This is a genomic window from Pseudomonas sp. NBRC 111123 (assembly GCF_001320205.1).
In the GTDB taxonomy this organism is placed as follows: Bacteria; Pseudomonadota; Gammaproteobacteria; order Pseudomonadales; family Pseudomonadaceae; genus Aquipseudomonas; species Aquipseudomonas putida_J.
Genome location: NZ_BCAZ01000043.1, coordinates 1 through 17,032 on the forward strand (window position 1 = coordinate 1; position 17,032 = coordinate 17,032).

Consider the following 17,032-nt stretch of genomic DNA (forward strand, 5'->3'; position numbering starts at 1 on the left):
GGGCCGCAAAGCGGCCCCAGATGCCAGTTATCTTACAAAGGCTTCCCGCGGTTGCCATGCTGGCTAACGAATGCCTGAACAGCCTTCAGGTCATTGGCCAACACGGTGCAACGCTCTTCACGGCTGAACAGATCGCTCAGGTGCGCCGGCAGCTCCAGTGCCTTGCCGACACCGGCCTTCTCTACCGCTTCCGGGAACTTGACCGGGTGCGCGGTGCCCAGCACCACCATCGGCGTGTCCAGGCTGCGGCGGCACTCGCGGGCGGCCTTGACGCCAATCGCGGTGTGCGGGTCGAGCACTTCGCCAGTGGCGGCGAACACCTCGGCGATGGTCTCACAGGTCTGCTCGTCGCTGACGGCCAGCGAATCGAACAGCTTGCGCGCTTCGGTCCAGCGGTCCTGCTCGACGCTGAAGCCACCGCCCTGCTTGAAGGTCGCCATCAGCTCGGCCAGCGCTGCGCCGTTACGGCCGTGCAGGTCGAACAGCAGGCGCTCGAAGTTGGACGACACCATGATGTCCATCGACGGCGACAGGGTCGCGTGCAGGGTTTCCTTGACGTACTGATTGCCGCTCATGAAGCGGTGCAGGATGTCGTTGCGGTTGGTGGCAACGATCAGTTGGCTCACCGGCAGGCCCATGTTGCGGGCCAGGTAACCGGCGAAAATGTCGCCGAAGTTGCCGGTCGGTACCGAGAACGCCACCGAACGGGCTGGGCCGCCCAGCTGCAGCGCCGCGTGGAAGTAGTAGACGATCTGGGCCATGATCCGCGCCCAGTTGATCGAGTTGACCGCAACCAGGCGAGTGCCCTTGAGGAACGACTGGTCGGCAAAGCTGGCCTTGACCATCTCCTGGCAGTCGTCGAAGTTGCCTTCGATGGCGATGTTGTGGACGTTGTCGCCAAACAGGGTGGTCATCTGGCGGCGCTGCACTTCCGACACACGCTGGTGCGGGTGCAGGATGAAGATATCGACGTTTTCGCAGCTGCGGCAGCCTTCGATAGCAGCGGAGCCGGTGTCACCGCTGGTGGCACCGATGATCACCACACGCTCGTTGCGCTTGGCCAGCACGTGGTCGAGCAGGCGACCGAGCAGTTGCAGGGCAAAATCCTTGAACGCCAGGGTCGGGCCGTGGAACAGCTCCAGCACCCACTCGTTGCTGTTCAGCTGGCGCAGCGGGGCGACCGCAGCATGGGCGAACTCGCCGTAGGTTTCTTCGAGGATCTTCTTGAAGTCGGCATCGGCGATGCTGCCTTCGACGAACGGGCGCATCACCCGGAAGGCCAGCTCGTGGTACGGCAGGCCTGCCCAGGAGGCGATTTCTTCCTGGGTGAAGCGTGGCAGGTTCTCAGGGACGTACAGGCCGCCGTCGCTGGCCAGGCCAGCCAGCAGCACGTCTTCGAAATTCAGGGCCGGAGCCTGGCCGCGGGTACTGATATAGCGCATGGGTGCAAACCTTCGATGCTAGGGCCGCGCAAGCGGCCCGATTGGCAAATTAATTCAGCTGTTCGACGCGGATGCGCACGACCTTGCCGACCACGTCCTGCAGGGCTTCCAGGGCGACGATGGCGTCGTTGATGCGCTGCTCGACCACACCGTGGGTCAGCAGGATCATCGGCACCAGGCCGTCCTGTTCCTCGGCTTCCTTCTGCATGATCGATTCGATGTTGATGCCGCGCTCCGACAGGATGCTTGCCACCTGGGCCAGCACGCCGGGGTGGTCCTTGGCCTGGATACGCAGGTAGTAAGCACTTTCGCAGGCCTCGATCGGCAGGATCGGGTGGGCCGACAGCGAATCTGGCTGGAAGGCCAGGTGCGGCACGCGGTTTTCCGGGTCGGAGGTCATGGCACGGACCACGTCGACCAGGTCACCGACCACCGACGAAGCGGTCGGCTCCATGCCGGCGCCAGCACCGTAGTACAGGGTGGAACCAGCGGCGTCGCCGTTGACCATGACCGCGTTCATCACGCCGTTGACGTTGGCGATCAGGCGGTCGGCCGGGATCAGCGTCGGGTGCACGCGCAGCTCGATGCCTTCGGCGGTGCGGCGGGCCACGCCCAGGTGCTTGATGCGATAGCCCAGCGCTTCGGCGTAGTTCACGTCAGCGGTGGTCAGCTGGGTGATGCCCTCGGTGTAGGCCTTGTCGAACTGCAGCGGGATACCAAAGGCGATGGACGCCAGGATGGTCAGCTTGTGCGCGGCATCGATGCCTTCGACGTCGAAGGTCGGGTCGGCTTCGGCATAGCCCAGTGCCTGGGCTTCGGCCAGCACGTCGGGGAAGGCGCGGCCCTTCTCACGCATTTCGGTGAGGATGAAGTTGCCGGTGCCGTTGATGATGCCGGCCAACCAGTTGATACGGTTGGCCGACAGGCCTTCGCGGATCGCCTTGATCACCGGGATACCACCGGCCACTGCCGCTTCGAAGGCCACGATGACGCCCTTCTCCCGGGCCTTGGCAAAGATCTCGTTACCGTGCACGGCGATCAGCGCCTTGTTGGCGGTAACCACGTGCTTGCCGTTCTCGATCGCCTTGAGCACCAGGTCGCGGGCGATGGTGTAGCCACCGATCAGCTCGATGACAATGTCGATTTCCGGGTTGCTCGCAACTTCGAACACGTCAGCGGTAATGGGGGTACCGGTAATCTGGCAGTTCGGGTTCTGCGAGCGCATGGCAATCTGTGCCACTTCAATACCGCGCCCGGCACGGCGGGCAATCTCCTCGGCGTTGCGCTGAAGTACATTGAAGGTTCCGCCACCGACGGTCCCCAACCCACAGATGCCTACTTTGACCGGTTTCACTGTGAACTCCCCATTGAACGGCCGGCGCCTTCACCGACCGTGAAACATGCCGTCACCCCATGACGACGGCGTATTGAATGAATTACTTGGCAGCCTGCTGCTCGCCAGCCAGGGCCAGTTTGGCCACTTGCGGTGCGGGCTGGTAGCCCGGAATCACATGGCCGTTCTCGAGCACGATGGCCGGCGTGCCGTTGACGCCGATCTGCTGGCCCAGCTGGAACTGCTTGCTGACCGGGTTGGCGCACTTGGCTGCCTTGATTTCCTTGCCTTCGACCATCTTGTCCATCGCCGCCCGGCGATCGCTGGAGCACCAGACTGCTTGCAGTTGCTCATCGCCCGGCGAACCGAGGCCCTGGCGCGGGAAGGCGACATAGCGCACTTCGATACCGCGGCGGTTGAGCTCGGGCACTTCGGCGTGCAGCTTGTGGCAGTACGGGCAGGTAGTGTCGGTGAATACGGTGATGTGCGACTTGGTCTCGCCCTTGGCAGGGTAAACCACGGTCTCGGCGGCTGGAATACCGTTGATGAGCTTGGCGACGCCTTGACGCTCGGTTTTTTCTGTCAGGTTGACCGGCTTGCCGTCCTGCAGCTGGTACAGGTAGCCCTGCATGACGTACTGGCCGTCAGCGCTGGCATACAGCACACGGCCGCCCTGCAGCTTGACTTCATAGAGGCCATTGAGCGGGCTGCTGCCGACGCTTTCAACCGGCACTTCGAGTTCGAGGTTCTGCAACGACTTGCGGATGGCCTGCTCGGCGCTGGCATTGCTGTCGGCCGCGGCAACGGCAAAGGTACTGGCCAGCGCCATCACGGCGGCGGCGAAAATCTGGGTCACGCGCATGGGGAACTCCTGGAGGCGGACAGGGGCCGGCGGGCGTCACCTGCGGAAAAAACGCGGCAACCGTGCGGCCCTTGATGCAAACCGCCCAAGCCTACCACATCAAGGTGCAAATGAAGGGGCCTGCAAGGACCGGTCAGCGGAACATGAAAAACATTCATCCACGTGGATGATGCTGGGCGTGCAGTTGCTGCAGCCGCGCCTTGGCCACGTGGGTGTAGATCTGGGTGGTCGACAGGTCGCTGTGGCCCAGCAGCATCTGCACCACGCGCAGGTCGGCGCCGTGGTTGAGCAGGTGCGTAGCGAAGGCATGACGCAGGGTATGCGGCGACAGCGACTTGTCGATACCGGCCACCCGCGCCTGGTGCTTGATGCGGTGCCAGAAGGTCTGGCGGGTCATCTGCTCGCCGCGCTGGCTGGGGAACAGCACATCGCTGGGGCGGCCGTTGAGCAGGTCGGCACGGCCGTCACGCAGGTAACGCTCCAGCCATACCACCGCCTCCTCGCCCATCGGCACCAGGCGCTCCTTGCTCCCCTTGCCCATCACCCGTAGCACGCCCTGACGCAGGTTGACCTGGTCGAGGGTCAGGCTGACCAGTTCGGTCACGCGCAGGCCGCAGGCGTAAAGCACTTCGAGCATGGCACGGTCGCGCTGGCCAATGGCTTCGGCCAGGTCCGGCGCCTGCAGCAACGCCTCAACGTCGGCTTCCGACAGGGATTTGGGCAAGGGCCGGCCGAGTTGCGGCATGTCGACCTGCAGGGTGGGGTCGACGGCAATCAGTTTTTCCCGCAGCAGATAGCGAAAGAAGCCGCGCAGGCCTGAGAGAAAGCGCGCCGTGGAGCGAGGTTTGTAGCCTTGGTCGAGGCGCCAGGCCAAGTGGTCGAGGATCAGCTCGCGGCCGGCATCGGGAAGGGTTACCGAATGTTCCTGAAGCCAGCCGTTGAACAGGGCCAGGTCGCTGCGATAGGAGACTCGAGTGTTGTCGGACAGGCCTTTTTCAAGCCACAGGGCGTCGAGGAACTGGTCGATCAAGGGGTGGTCGAGGGCAGGCATGAAATCTCGATGGCAAACGACGAAATGACGCTTAGTCTTTCATAACAACGCCGGCATAGGGAGCCCGCATGAGCGAACAGCAAATCCTTCTGAGTGTGGGTGGCATTGGCGCGGCTGCGCTTGCCTGCCAATGGCTGGCCTGGCGCCTGAAACTGCCCGCCATCCTGTTCTTGCTGCTGTGCGGAATCGTCGCCGGCCCAGTGCTGGGCTGGCTGTCACCTGAGGCCCTGTTCGGCCCACTGCTGATGCCCCTGGTGTCGCTGGCTGTAGCACTGATCCTGTTCGAAGGCAGCCTGACCCTGCACCTCTCTCAGTGGCGGGAGATCGGCAGCGTGGTGCATCGCCTGGTCACGCTCGGGGCGCTGACCACCTGGCTGGTAATCGCCCTGGCCACCCACTGGCTGCTGGCATTCGAATGGCCCTTGGCGATCCTGTTCGGCGCGCTGACCCTGGTGACCGGGCCTACGGTGATCGTGCCCATGCTGCGCGTGGTACGGCCAACTGCGACGATCGCCAACATCCTGCGCTGGGAAGGCATTGTCATCGACCCGATCGGCGCCTTGCTGGCCGTGGTGGTCTACAGCTTCATCATCGCCAGCGGCGACGGCCTGAGCCAAAGCCTGATCACCTTCGCCGGGGTGATTCTGTGCGGCTGCGCACTGGGTGCAGCCGGTGGCTGGCTGCTGGGTCAGGTGATGCGTGAGCAGTGGCTGCCGGAGTACCTGCACAACTTGGCCTCCCTGGCTGCCGTGCTGGGCATCTTCATTGCTGCCAACCAGATCGTCCACGAGTCCGGCCTGCTGGCGGTGACGGTGATGGGCATGTGGTTGGCCAACATGCGCGGGGTCGATGTACGGCAAATCCTGCACTTCAAGGAAAACCTGAGCGTCCTGCTGATTTCCGGGCTGTTCATCCTGCTGGCCGCCCGCCTCGACCTGCATGCCCTGTTCTCCCTGGGCCCGGCGGTGCTCGCCTTGCTGTTGGTCATTCAGTTGCTGGCCAGGCCGCTGAATGTGCTGGTTTCCACTGCCGGATCCTCACTGAACTGGCGCGAGCGCGCCCTGCTGGCCTGGATAGCGCCGCGCGGCATCGTGGCTGCTGCGGTTTCGGCGGTATTTGCCATTCGCCTGGACCAGGCTGGCCACCCCTCGGCCTTGCTGCTGGTGCCGCTGACATTCGCCGTGATCATCGGTACGGTCGTACTGCAAAGCGCTACTGCCCGCCCGCTGGCGCGGCTGCTCAAGGTTGCAGAGCCTGCCCCCAGCGGCTTTCTGCTGGTAGGCGCCAACCCGCCTGCGCGCACGCTGGCCAAAGCATTGCAACAGCTCGGTTGCCGCGTCCTGCTGACCGATTCGAGCTGGGAAAACATCCGGGCTGCACGCATGGATGGCTTGCCGACCTACTTTGGCAACCCGGCCTCGCAGCACGCCGACGCGCATCTGGACCTGGTCGGCCTCGGCCATCTGCTGGGGCTATCGCCTGCCGGCGAACTCAATGCCCTGGCGTGCGCACGGTTTCGCCATGATTTTGGCCACAAGCGGTTGTTCGTACTGGCCAGCGGGCTGGAAAACCGGCGCAGTGACAAGCATCGCGCCAGCGAAGAACACCGCGGCCAGTTGTTGGGTTCCAGCCCCATGACCTACCTGCAACTGGCCAACCGCCTGCTTGAAGGGAGCGAATTGTTCAGCACCACGCTCACTGAAGCCTTCGGCTGGCAGCAGTACCAGGCCTTGCATGGCGAACGCGCAACCTTGCTGTTCGCCCGCGATGCCCACGGCTGGGTGCATGTCGCATGCCCGGACGCCCCGCTCGCCCCTCAGGCAGGCTGGACGCTGGTATCACTGATCGACCCGGAGCCGGCCGACGCGTGAGGGTCAACTACCGGGCAGTACCGGCACCGGGCGCTTGTCCTCGTCGATGGCGACAAAGCTGAACACGCCATGGATCGCCCGCTCGCGCCCATCCAGGTACATGTTCTCGACGAACACATCCACTTGCACCTGCAAACTGGTATTGCCCACCTTGACCACCGTGCCTACCAGTTCAACGATCGAGCCCGCCGGGATCGGGTGCTTGAAGTCGATGCGGTCGGTTGACACGGTCACCAACGGCAGCCGGCAGAAGCGTGTGGCCGCAATGAACGACACTTCGTCCATCCACGCCAGCGCGGTGCCGCCGAACAGGGTGTTGTGGTGGTTGGTGGTGTTGGGGAACACCGCTTTGGTCACGCGGGTCACCGACAGCTCGGTGCGGCGCTGGATTTCCTGGTCTCGGCTGGTCATATCCGTCACTTTTCACGGGTTTCAGAATGCAAAAAAGCAGCCCGAAGGCTGCTTTTTTCTCGCAAGGGGCCTTAGGCCACCGGGCAAACTGTACTCAGGACAGTTTTTCCTTGATGCGAGCGGCTTTGCCGGACAGGTCGCGCAGGTAGTACAGCTTGGCTTTACGCACGTCACCACGACGTTTCACGGCCAGGCTGTCGATCTGCGGGCTGTAGGTCTGGAAGGTACGCTCAACGCCTACGCCGCTGGAGATCTTGCGCACGGTGAAGGCGCTGTTCAGACCGCGGTTACGCTTGGCGATGACAACGCCTTCGAAAGCCTGCAGACGGGAACGATCACCTTCCTTCACTTTAACCTGAACGACGATGGTGTCGCCTGGTGCGAAGGTTGGGATTTCCTTGCTCATCTGCTCGGCTTCGAGCTGCTGGATGATCTTGTTGGTCATGCTGTGCTCCTAAGATGGATACTTGATCCACCATCGATACGTTTAACTATCGTCCCGCTCGTGGAGATATTCCTCGAGCAGCTTCTTCTCTTCTCCAGAAAGCGAGCGACTTTCCAGAAGATCGGCGCGTCGTTCGAAGGTCCTACCAAGGGACTGCTTCATCCTCCAACGCCGGATATGTGCATGGTTGCCACTTAGCAACACGTCGGGAACACGCTGATCCGCATACACCTCAGGCCGGGTGTAGTGCGGGCAATCCAGCAGACCGTCAGTGAAGGAATCTTCCTCCGCCGAGTCCACATGCCCTAAAGCTCCGGGCAGCAGCCGTGTAACCGCATCGATCAGTACCATGGCCGGCAGCTCGCCACCGGAAAGCACATAGTCGCCAATCGACCACTCCTCATCGACATGAGCCTCGATAAAACGCTCGTCGATGCCTTCATAACGGCCGGCGATCAGGATCAACGATTCCTGTTCGGCCAAGCCTTTGACCGCCTGCTGAGTCAGCTTGCGGCCTTGCGGCGAAAGGTAGATCACCTTTGCCGATGCTCCGGTCGCTTGCCTGGCGCTAACCAGGGCGTCTTCCAGAGGCTTGATTTTCATCACCATGCCCGGACCACCGCCAAACGGCCGATCATCCACGGTGTGGTGGCGATCTGTGGTGTAGTCCCGCGGGTTCCAGCAAGTCACCTGAAGCAACCCCTGTTTCACCGCACGGCTGGTAATGCCGTACTCTGTGATGGCCGAGAACATCTCGGGGAACAGCGTGATGACGTCTACGCGAAGGTTACCCATCGTTTAGAAGTCCGCGTCCCATTCAACCCGCATCACGCCTGCTTCCAGGTCGACGTTGAGCACGCATTGCGCCGTATAGGGCAACAGACGCTCGCGATCATCCAGGCTGCCTGCGCAGGGCTTGACCACCATTACATCGTTCGCACCGGTCTCCAACAGGTGATCGACCTTGCCGAACAGCTGTTCGTCCTGGTTGATGACCTTCAGGCCCTGCAGCTGGTACCAGTAGTACTCGTCTGCGGCCAGGTTGGGCAAAAGGCTCCGCGCAATGCAGATTTCATGACCACTCAGAAGACGGGCTTCATCGCGATCATCAAGGCCTTTCAGTTTCACGACCAGGCCCTTTTGGGAGCCACGACCGCTGACCAGCTCGACCTGCTTTACCTTGCCTTCGTGCCGAAGCGTCCAGCGCGGATAATCCAACAGGTTTTCAATCGGATCGGTAAAGGAATACACCTTCACCTCGCCGCGAACGCCGTGAACCGAAAAAATCTTGCCAACGACGATGAGGTCGTCAGCCTTTTCTGGCGTCGCGTTCATACTGTTTAGGCGGCAGCCTTGGCAGCGTCCTTCAGCAGCTGAGCAACGCGCTCAGACGGCTGTGCGCCCTGGCTCAGCCAGTAGGAAACGCGCTCTTGGTTAACCGACAGCTTGACTTCGGCGCCCGATGCGATCGGGTTGAAGAAGCCTACGCGCTCAACGAAACGGCCGTCACGGGCGTTACGCGAGTTGGTCACGGTCAGGTGGTAGAATGGGCGCTTTTTCGAGCCGCCACGGGCAAGACGAATGGTTACCATGTGAACATTGTTCCTATAGTCGGTGCTGCAAATCTGAATGCCAAATAGGCACACGGGTGCCCAAAAGGCCGCATATTCTCGGGGAATACACGGACATTTGCAAATGCCTTTTTCGACAGAGCCCCGCCCTGCCGTCCAGATTTGCCGGTTAAGCCACGCAATTCGCGGCCGTTACCCCGCCGGAGCGGGGGTTCCGGGCGCCCACTCATCTGAAAGCAGGCGCCCAAAATAGGGGTTACAGCTTCGGCATGCCGCCGCCTGGCAGCATCCCGCCCAGGCCACGCATCATCTTGGCCATGCCGCCCTTGGCGGAGAATTTCTTCATCATTTTCTGCATCTGCTTGTGCTGCTTGATCAGCCGGCCGATGTCCTGCACCTGGGTACCGGAACCGAGGGCGATACGGCGCTTGCGCGAACCGCTGATCAGGTCGGGGTCGCGACGCTCGGCCGGGGTCATCGAGTTGATGATCGCTTCCATCTGCTTGAACTGCTTCTCGGCTGCACCCTGGGCGTTGCCCATCTGCGACAGGTTGACCCCGCCGATGCTCGGCAGCTTGTCCATCAGGCCGCCGAGCCCGCCCATGTTCTTCATCTGTTGCAGCTGGTCGCGGAAGTCTTCGAGGTCGAAGCCCTTGCCCTTCTTCAGCTTCTTGGCCAGCTTGTCGGCCTTGGCCTTGTCGATGGTCTGCTCGGCCTGTTCGATCAGGCTGAGCACGTCACCCATGCCAAGGATGCGCGAGGCGACACGGTCCGGGTGGAAGGGCTCGAGGGCTTCGGTTTTCTCGCCCATACCGATGAACTTGATCGGCTTGCCGGTAATGGCGCGCACCGACAGCGCAGCACCGCCACGGGCGTCACCGTCGACCTTGGTCAGCACCACACCGGTCAGCGGCAGGGCTTCACCAAACGCCTTGGCGGTGTTGGCGGCGTCCTGGCCGGTCATGGCGTCGACCACGAACAGGGTCTCGATCGGCTTGACCGCGGCGTGCAGCGCCTTGATCTCGGCCATCATGTCGGCGTCGATGTGCAGGCGGCCGGCGGTGTCGACGATGACCACGTCGATGAACTTGAGCTTGGCTTCACGGATCGCCGCTTCGGCGATGGCCACCGGCTTCTGGCTGATGTCGGACGGGAAGAAGGTCACGCCGATGTCGTGGGCCAGGGTTTCCAGCTGCTTGATCGCCGCCGGGCGGTAGACGTCGGCGGAAACCACCATCACGCTCTTCTTCTTGCGCTCCTTGAGGAAGCGCGCCAGCTTGCCGGCGGTGGTGGTCTTGCCCGCACCTTGCAGGCCGGCCATCAGGACCACGGCCGGCGGCGCGGCATTCAGCGCGAGGTCTTCGTTGGCCGCGCCCATCAGGCTTTCCAGCTCGGCCTGGACGATCTTCACGAACGCCTGGCCCGGGGTCAGGCTGCGCGACACCTCAGTGCCGACCGCACGCTCCTTGACGCTGTTGACGAAATCCTTGACCACCGGCAGGGCAACGTCGGCCTCAAGCAGGGCCATGCGCACTTCGCGCAACGTGTCCTTGATGTTGTCTTCAGTCAGCTTGGCCTTGCCGGTGACATGGCGCAGCGTCTGTGACAGGCGGTCGGTCAGGTTTTCGAACATGGTGATCCTTACAGGCCCAGTAAAAGCCGAGGTTTGTCAGGCGCCCGAGGGGGAAATGCACACCCGCCAGGCACAGCAAGGCGGCGATTATAACGAAGTGCGGCGGCGGCGCACACCTTGCAGCCGATCGGTCTGGATGGCCGGTGTCGATCTATGCCAAACTCCGTCTCTTTCAGGGCTCTGCAACCAGGACTTATGGTCTCCTCACCCAGCCTCATCCCCAACCTGATCGCCGCCGGCTTATATATAGCTGCGGCCATCTACCAGGGCTCCTACCTGGCCCAGGGCCGCAAGGCCGACAAACGCCTGCTCGGCCTGCTCGGCACCCTCGCCGTGGTCGCCCAGGGTGGCGCGCTGTTCTTCCAGCTGATCACCCCACTGGGGCTGAGCCTGGACTTCTTCAGCGCCGCCAGCCTGATCGCCGTGGCGGTCATCGCCCTGACGCTGGTGGCCTGCCTGCGCATCCCGGTGGAAAACCTGCTGGTACTGCTGTTCCCGCTCGGCGCCATCACTGCCCTGCTGGCGCAGTTCGCCCCGCCCGGCACGGTGCCGCTGATCGACGAAGAACCGGGCATCCTCGCGCACATCCTGTTGTCGATCCTGGCCTATGGCCTGTTCACCATCGCGGTGTTCCAGTCGCTGCTGTTGCTGCTGCAGGACCACCAGTTGAAGAACAAGCACCCGTCCGGGCTGATCCGCAACTTCCCGCCGCTGCAGACCATGGAAAGCCTGCTGTTCGGCTTCCTCTGGGCGGGCTGGTGCCTGCTCTCGCTGTCGCTGATTTCCGGCTGGCTGTTCTTTGAGAACCTGTTCGCCCAGCACCTGGTGCACAAGACCTTGCTGGCCTGCATCGCCTGGATCGTGTTCAGCGTGCTGCTGTGGGGCCGCACCCGCCTGGGCTGGCGCGGACACAAGGCAATCCGCTGGACCCTGGCGGGTTTCTGCCTGCTGATGCTGGCCTACTTCGGCAGCAAGCTGGTTCGCGAATTCATCCTGCATATCTGACGGCCGCCCATGGACACCCTGCCGTACGCACCGCTTCTCGGCATTCTTGCACTGGCGCTACTGTGGTCGGCGTTGTTCACCGCCGTGGACGCCGCCCGCCTGCAACTCAATGGCTCACTGCGCAATGGCGATGACGGCCAGCCGCTGTTGCCGGCCCAGGCCCTGGTGTTGTGTGCCAGCCTGGGCAAGCTGCTGGTGCTGGGCCTGGCTTGCCTGATCGGCCAACGCCAGAACGGCGAACACGGCTTCTGGCTGGCTGGCCTGGCCGCCGTGGCAGCCCTGTCGGTGTTCGCCGAGTTTCTGCCGCGGCGCCTGGCCCGGCGTAACCCGCAGGCCTTCATCAGCCTTGGCCTGAGCCTGCGGCCATTTCCTCTGGCCCTGCTGCAGCCCTTGGCCTGCCTGTTCGACGGTATCGCCAAGCTGATGCTGCGGCCGTTCCGCGTACAGCCTGCGGCTGTGGCCCTGCACCCGCAGGAGAACGACGATTTCGACGAAGACGACGAGCACGAAACGCCGCGCCACGGCCTTTTGGACGGCCTGCAATCGCTGGACAAGATCACCGTCAATGACATTCTGGTGCCACGTAACGAAGTCGATGGCATCAACCTTGACGACCCCATCAAGCAGATCATCGAGCAGCTGATCGTCAGCCGGCACACGCGCCTGCCGGTGTACCACAGCGACATCAACCAGGTCGAAGCGATCCTCAACACCAAGCTCATCAGCCACCTGCTGCCAAAGGCCGAGCTGAGCCTGGAACAACTGCTCGGCGCCTGCTACGAACCCTACTTCGTGCCGGAAAGCACGCCCCTGCAGATGCAGCTGCTGAACTTCCACAAGCAACAGCGGCGCCTGGGCGTGGTGGTGGACGAGTATGGCGAGGTGCTGGGCATCGTCACCCTGGAGGACATTCTCGAGGAGATCGTCGGCGAGTTCGAGGACGAACAGAGCCTCGACAACCCGCACGTGCATCCGCAGCCCGATGGCACCTTCGTCATCGAAGGCGCCGCCTCGCTGCGCGAAATCAACCGTTCCCTGGGCTGGCACCTGCCCTGCGACGGCGGCCCGAAAACCCTCAACGGGCTGGTCACCGAAGCCCTCGAGAGCATTCCGGAAAGCGCCGTTTGCCTGAAGATCGGCCGCTATCGCCTGGAAATCCTCGAAACAGAGGACAATTGCGCCAGCAAGGTACTGGTGTGGACCGTGACCCGATAGCTATACTCGGGTCACGCTTACCCAGCCCCGCCGTCCCGCCTGCTACCCGCACCCGGCGCCACACGGCCAGTCCGCTCCACTGACACCTCTGCGGTCCTGCTTCAACACCCCGAACAGTGCCCGCTCCCGCCCCTACCCCCCTTGGGCTGGCGTCAGTCGCGCGAACACAACAACAAATACGCTCCGGCGTCCGCGACGCTGTGCCTGCCTTCGAACCATGCACACCACGCAGACAACGCCCATGGAGCGGACCAGACTGTTAGGGACCTACTTAATGACCACCAGCACCTATGCCCAAGCGCCTGCCGCGCCGGTCAACTCGCCCGCGCGGGTTGCCACCGCCAGCTTCATCGGCACCGCCATCGAGTTCTACGATTTCTACGTCTATGCCACCGCTGCCGCGTTGGTGATCGGCCCAGTGTTCTTCCCATCCGGGTCAGGCACCGCGCAGATGCTCGCGGCGTTCATCACCTTCGGCATCGCCTTCCTCGCCCGCCCGCTGGGCTCGGCACTGTTCGGCCATTTCGGTGACCGCATCGGGCGCAAGTCGACATTGGTCGCCTCGCTGCTGCTGATGGGTTTGTCGACCACGCTGATCGGCGTGCTGCCGGGCTATGACAGCATCGGCGTGTGGGCACCGATCCTGCTCTGCCTGCTGCGCTTCGGCCAAGGCCTGGGCCTGGGTGGTGAATGGGGCGGCGCAGCACTGCTGGCCACCGAGAATGCACCAGAGGGAAAACGCGCCTGGTTCGGCATGTTCCCGCAACTTGGCCCTTCGATCGGCTTCCTCGCTGCCAATGGCCTGTTCCTGACCCTGGCCATGCTGCTCAGTGACGAACAGTTCCGCGATTGGGGCTGGCGCATTCCATTCCTGCTCAGCGCCGCGCTGGTGCTGGTGGGGCTGTATGTACGCCTGAAGCTGGAAGAAAGCCCGGTGTTCGCCAAGGCAGTGGCTCGCCACGAGCGGGTGAAGCTGCCGGTGGTCGACCTGTTCGCCAAATACTGGCTGCCGACCCTGCTGGGCGCAGCGGCGATGGTGGTGTGCTATGCGTTGTTCTACATCTCGACCGTGTTCTCGCTGAGCTATGGCGTGACCACCCTGGGCTACACCCGCGAGACATTCCTTGGCCTGCTGTGCTTCGCCGTGGTGTTCATGGCCCTGGCCACTCCGCTGTCAGCCTGGCTCAGCGACCGTTACGGGCGCAAGCCGGTACTGATCGTTGGTGGCCTGCTGGCGGTGGCTTCGGGCTTTACCATGGAGCCGCTGCTGACCTCGGGGTCGACCACCGGCGTGGCGCTGTTCCTGGCCATCGAGCTATTCCTGATGGGCGTGACCTTCGCGCCGATGGGGGCGCTGCTGCCTGAGCTGTTCCCGACCCACGTGCGTTATACCGGCGCTTCGGCGGCGTATAACCTGGGCGGCATTGTCGGGGCCTCGGCGGCACCGTTCTTTGCCCAGAAGCTGGTGAGCATGGGTGGGCTGAGCTGGGTGGGGGGCTATGTGTCGGCGGCGGCGGTGATCAGCCTGATTGCCGTGCTATGCCTTAAAGAAACCCGCAATACCGAGCTGTGAGCCATTGGGGCTGCTGTGCAGCCCTTTCGCGACACAAGGCCGCTCCTACAAGGAATTGCGATCACCTGTAGGAGCGGCCTTGTGTCGCGAAAGGGCCGCAACGCGGCCCCGTGCGGTCTCGGATCAGAACTCGACCTTGACCGCCTGCGAAGCACGGGTCGCCTTGGCCCGCGCCGCTTCGACCGACTCATCACGCGCCAGGCACACGCCCATGCGACGGGTGCCGTTGATTTCCGGCTTGCCGAACAGGCGTATGGCCGTATCCGGCTCGCTCAGGGCTGCCCCCAGGTTGGCAAAGCGGGTCTGCTGCGACTGGCCTTCCGGCAGGATCACCGCCGAAGCCGACGGCCCGAACTGGCGCACCACCGGAATCGGCAGGCCAAGAATGGCGCGAGCATGCAGGGCGAACTGCGACAGGTCCTGAGAAATCAGGGTCACCAGGCCGGTGTCATGCGGGCGCGGCGAGACTTCGCTGAACCACACCTGGTCGCCTTTGACGAACAGCTCCACACCAAACAGACCACGACCACCCAGTGCATCGGTGACCGCCTTGGCCACGCGCTGCGACTCGGCCAAGGCTTTCGCGCTCATGACCTGTGGCTGCCAGGACTCCTGGTAATCGCCCTTCTCCTGACGGTGGCCGACCGGCTCGAGGAAGGTGGTGCCACCCACATGGCGCACAGTCAGCAAGGTGATTTCGTATTCGAAATCGATGAAGCCCTCGATGATCACCCGGCCTTTGCCGGCGCGCCCGCCTTCCTGGGCGTATTCCCACGACTTCTGCAGGTCGGCATCGCTGCGCAACAGGCTCTGGCCCTTGCCCGAGGAGCTCATCACCGGCTTGACCACGCACGGGTAACCGACGTCGGCAACGGCTTTGGCGTAGTCCTCGTAAGTGTCGGCGAAGTGGTACGGCGAGGTCGGCAGGTCCAGCTCTTCAGCGGCCAGGCGGCGGATGCCTTCACGGTTCATGGTCAGCTGGGTGGCGCGGGCGGTCGGCACCACGGTGAAGCCTTCGTTCTCCAGCTCGACCAGCGTGGCGGTGGCGATGGCTTCGATTTCCGGAACGATGTAGTGCGGTTTTTCCGCCTCGATGATCGCCCGCAGGGCAACGCCATCGAGCATGTTGACCACGTGGCTGCGGTGCGCCACCTGCATTGCCGGGGCATTGGCGTAGCGGTCGACGGCGATCACCTCGACGCCCAGGCGCTGCAGCTCGATCACCACTTCCTTGCCCAGCTCGCCACAGCCGCAGAGCAGTACACGGGTCGCGGTCGGCGACAATGGGGTTCCGATACAGGTCATTTCAGGTCCTCGAAGGCGTCCGGGGCCGCACCAGGCTTGGCGCGGCCCGCTGAAAAAGGACCAGTATTCTACACCATCAACCTGCCACAGCGGCCCGCCGCGCACGAAATGCCATGGCCAGCCAGACGGCCGTGACACCGGCGAATTTCGAAGCCATGGCGGTGCCGATCACAGCCGGCGTCAGGGCGCCGATCATGCCGAAGAAGATGAAGGTATCCACCGGAATGCTCAGCGCCGAGCTCAGCCACAGGCGGTCACGCAGCGGCCGGCGGGTGATGCTGAACACCAGCCAGTCAATCAGTTCGGAGACGAAGAACGCAGTGGCGCTGGCCAGGGCGATGGCTGGCTCCGAGGTGGCATACGACAGCACCAGGGCCAGCAGCATGGCAATCAGCGCGCCGTGGCCGAAGCGGGTCTGCACCATGTCGCGCAGGATGAACACCAGGCCGCCCCAGCAGGACCAGATGATGTCCAGGTGCGGGGCGCTGGAGAAGGCGTAGTTGATCAGCACTACGCTACTGATATAGGCAATGAGATAGAACATGGCGAGTGATCTGTGGGCAAGCCGCACAGATTACTTGATTTTGCGGTCAGTGCCCAATAATCAGCCCGGCAGCCAGCGCCCGCTCATGGCAAAGCTTCAGCACCGCCCGGCGCTCGGTATTGTCCATCCGCCCCCAGCGGCCGATCTCGGCCACCGTGCGCTGGCAGCCGGTACAGATATCCTGCTCGTCCAGCGCGCAAATGCTCACGCACGGCGAAGCCACTGGCCGCTCGGCTGCCACTTCACTCATCGTCGGCCACCAGCTCCCGCGCATAACGCTCGGCATTGTGCACATAGTGCGCGGCGCTGGCTTCGAGCAGGCGCATCTGCTGCTCGGTCAGCTCGCGCACCACCTTGCCTGGCGAGCCCATTACCAGCGAACCATCGGGGATTTCCTTGCCTTCAGGGATCAGCGCGTTGGCGCCGATGATGCAATGCTTGCCAATGCGCGCGCCGTTGAGGATAACCGCGTTGATGCCAACCAGGCTGTAGTCGCCGACCGTGCAGCCATGCAGCATGGCGTTGTGACCAACGGTCACGCCCTTGCCCAAGGTCAGCGGCGAGCCCATGTCGGTGTGCATCACGCTACCGTCCTGGACGTTGCTGTCCTCGCCGATGTCGATCAGCTCGTTGTCACCCCGCAGCACCGCACCGAACCACACGCTGGCACGGGCCTGCAGGCGTACCCTGCCAATCAGGGTGGCGTTGGGTGCGGCCCAGCTTGTGGCGTGGCATTCGACCCGATGGTCGCCCAGGCGGTATTTCATGTTC

18 protein-coding genes are annotated in these 17,032 nt (G+C 63.3%); 4 read left to right on the forward strand and 14 right to left on the reverse strand.

Features of this window, described 5'->3' with window-relative positions:
- Positions 1-32 precede the first annotated feature (32 nt).
- The 4 genes from thrC to xerD all read right to left on the reverse strand — a co-directional run bounded on the left by thrC (position 33) and on the right by xerD (position 4,688).
- Positions 33-1,442, reverse strand: a complete 1,410-nt coding sequence (thrC, locus tag APH27_RS19715) for a threonine synthase (RefSeq protein ID WP_027920098.1) — start codon at positions 1,440-1,442, stop codon at positions 33-35.
- 49 nt (positions 1,443-1,491) lie between these two features.
- On the reverse strand, positions 1,492-2,796 hold the full coding sequence (locus APH27_RS19720) for a homoserine dehydrogenase (RefSeq protein WP_060485691.1): 1,305 nt from the start codon (positions 2,794-2,796) through the stop codon (positions 1,492-1,494).
- An 82-nt stretch (positions 2,797-2,878) separates the two neighbouring features.
- Positions 2,879-3,637 carry a thioredoxin fold domain-containing protein gene (locus tag APH27_RS19725; protein ID WP_027920100.1) on the reverse strand — a complete coding sequence of 253 codons (759 nt, stop codon included), beginning with the start codon at positions 3,635-3,637 and terminating at the stop codon, positions 2,879-2,881.
- Positions 3,638-3,791: 154 nt separating this feature from the next.
- Positions 3,792-4,688: a site-specific tyrosine recombinase XerD gene (gene xerD, locus APH27_RS19730; RefSeq protein ID WP_027920101.1), complete on the reverse strand. Its 897-nt coding sequence runs from the start codon at positions 4,686-4,688 to the stop codon at positions 3,792-3,794.
- Between the two features lie 68 nt (positions 4,689-4,756).
- On the opposite strand from xerD, the gene APH27_RS19735 reads away from it, so the two are divergent.
- Positions 4,757-6,559 (forward strand): sodium:proton antiporter, encoded by a 1,803-nt coding sequence (locus APH27_RS19735; RefSeq protein ID WP_060485692.1) that lies wholly within the window; start codon positions 4,757-4,759, stop codon positions 6,557-6,559.
- Positions 6,560-6,562: 3 nt separating this feature from the next.
- On the opposite strand, the gene APH27_RS19740 is transcribed toward APH27_RS19735, so the two are convergent.
- The 6 genes from APH27_RS19740 to ffh form a co-directional block, all read right to left on the reverse strand.
- Positions 6,563-6,970 (reverse strand): acyl-CoA thioesterase, encoded by a 408-nt coding sequence (locus tag APH27_RS19740; RefSeq protein WP_027920103.1) that lies wholly within the window; start codon positions 6,968-6,970, stop codon positions 6,563-6,565.
- 94 nt (positions 6,971-7,064) lie between these two features.
- Positions 7,065-7,415 carry a 50S ribosomal protein L19 gene (gene rplS / locus APH27_RS19745; protein ID WP_023629812.1) on the reverse strand — a complete coding sequence of 117 codons (351 nt, stop codon included), beginning with the start codon at positions 7,413-7,415 and terminating at the stop codon, positions 7,065-7,067.
- A gap of 42 nt (positions 7,416-7,457) precedes the next feature.
- Complete coding sequence (gene trmD / locus APH27_RS19750; RefSeq protein WP_027920104.1) at positions 7,458-8,210, reverse strand: tRNA (guanosine(37)-N1)-methyltransferase TrmD; 753 nt, start codon at positions 8,208-8,210, stop codon at positions 7,458-7,460.
- Between the two features lie 3 nt (positions 8,211-8,213).
- Positions 8,214-8,750 carry a ribosome maturation factor RimM gene (gene rimM, locus APH27_RS19755; protein WP_027920105.1) on the reverse strand — a complete coding sequence of 179 codons (537 nt, stop codon included), beginning with the start codon at positions 8,748-8,750 and terminating at the stop codon, positions 8,214-8,216.
- Positions 8,751-8,755: 5 nt separating this feature from the next.
- Positions 8,756-9,007, reverse strand: coding sequence for a 30S ribosomal protein S16 (gene rpsP / locus APH27_RS19760; RefSeq protein WP_027920106.1), 252 nt, complete (start codon positions 9,005-9,007; stop codon positions 8,756-8,758).
- A 235-nt stretch (positions 9,008-9,242) separates the two neighbouring features.
- Positions 9,243-10,619, reverse strand: coding sequence for a signal recognition particle protein (ffh, locus tag APH27_RS19765; protein ID WP_027920107.1), 1,377 nt, complete (start codon positions 10,617-10,619; stop codon positions 9,243-9,245).
- Between the two features lie 195 nt (positions 10,620-10,814).
- On the opposite strand from ffh, the gene APH27_RS19770 reads away from it, so the two are divergent.
- The 3 genes from APH27_RS19770 (at position 10,815) to APH27_RS19780 (ending at position 14,412) form a co-directional block, all read left to right on the forward strand.
- Complete coding sequence (locus tag APH27_RS19770) at positions 10,815-11,624, forward strand: inner membrane protein YpjD (RefSeq protein WP_027920108.1); 810 nt, start codon at positions 10,815-10,817, stop codon at positions 11,622-11,624.
- A gap of 9 nt (positions 11,625-11,633) precedes the next feature.
- Entirely contained in the window at positions 11,634-12,839 is a 1,206-nt protein-coding gene (locus tag APH27_RS19775; protein ID WP_060485693.1) for a transporter associated domain-containing protein, read from the forward strand.
- Positions 12,840-13,113: 274 nt separating this feature from the next.
- Entirely contained in the window at positions 13,114-14,412 is a 1,299-nt protein-coding gene (locus APH27_RS19780) for an MFS transporter (RefSeq protein WP_027920110.1), read from the forward strand.
- Between the two features lie 123 nt (positions 14,413-14,535).
- On the opposite strand, the gene purT is transcribed toward APH27_RS19780, so the two are convergent.
- From purT to APH27_RS19800, 4 genes are all read right to left on the reverse strand, one after another.
- Complete coding sequence (purT, locus tag APH27_RS19785) at positions 14,536-15,717, reverse strand: formate-dependent phosphoribosylglycinamide formyltransferase (RefSeq protein ID WP_060485694.1); 1,182 nt, start codon at positions 15,715-15,717, stop codon at positions 14,536-14,538.
- A 76-nt stretch (positions 15,718-15,793) separates the two neighbouring features.
- Positions 15,794-16,261, reverse strand: a complete 468-nt coding sequence (locus APH27_RS19790) for a VUT family protein (protein WP_027920112.1) — start codon at positions 16,259-16,261, stop codon at positions 15,794-15,796.
- Between the two features lie 46 nt (positions 16,262-16,307).
- Positions 16,308-16,511, reverse strand: a complete 204-nt coding sequence (locus APH27_RS19795) for a DUF1289 domain-containing protein (RefSeq protein ID WP_027920113.1) — start codon at positions 16,509-16,511, stop codon at positions 16,308-16,310.
- Positions 16,504-17,028, reverse strand: coding sequence for a gamma carbonic anhydrase family protein (locus tag APH27_RS19800; protein WP_027920114.1), 525 nt, complete (start codon positions 17,026-17,028; stop codon positions 16,504-16,506). The genes APH27_RS19795 and APH27_RS19800 overlap by 8 nt, the downstream gene beginning before the upstream one ends.
- Positions 17,029-17,032: the final 4 nt, after the last annotated feature.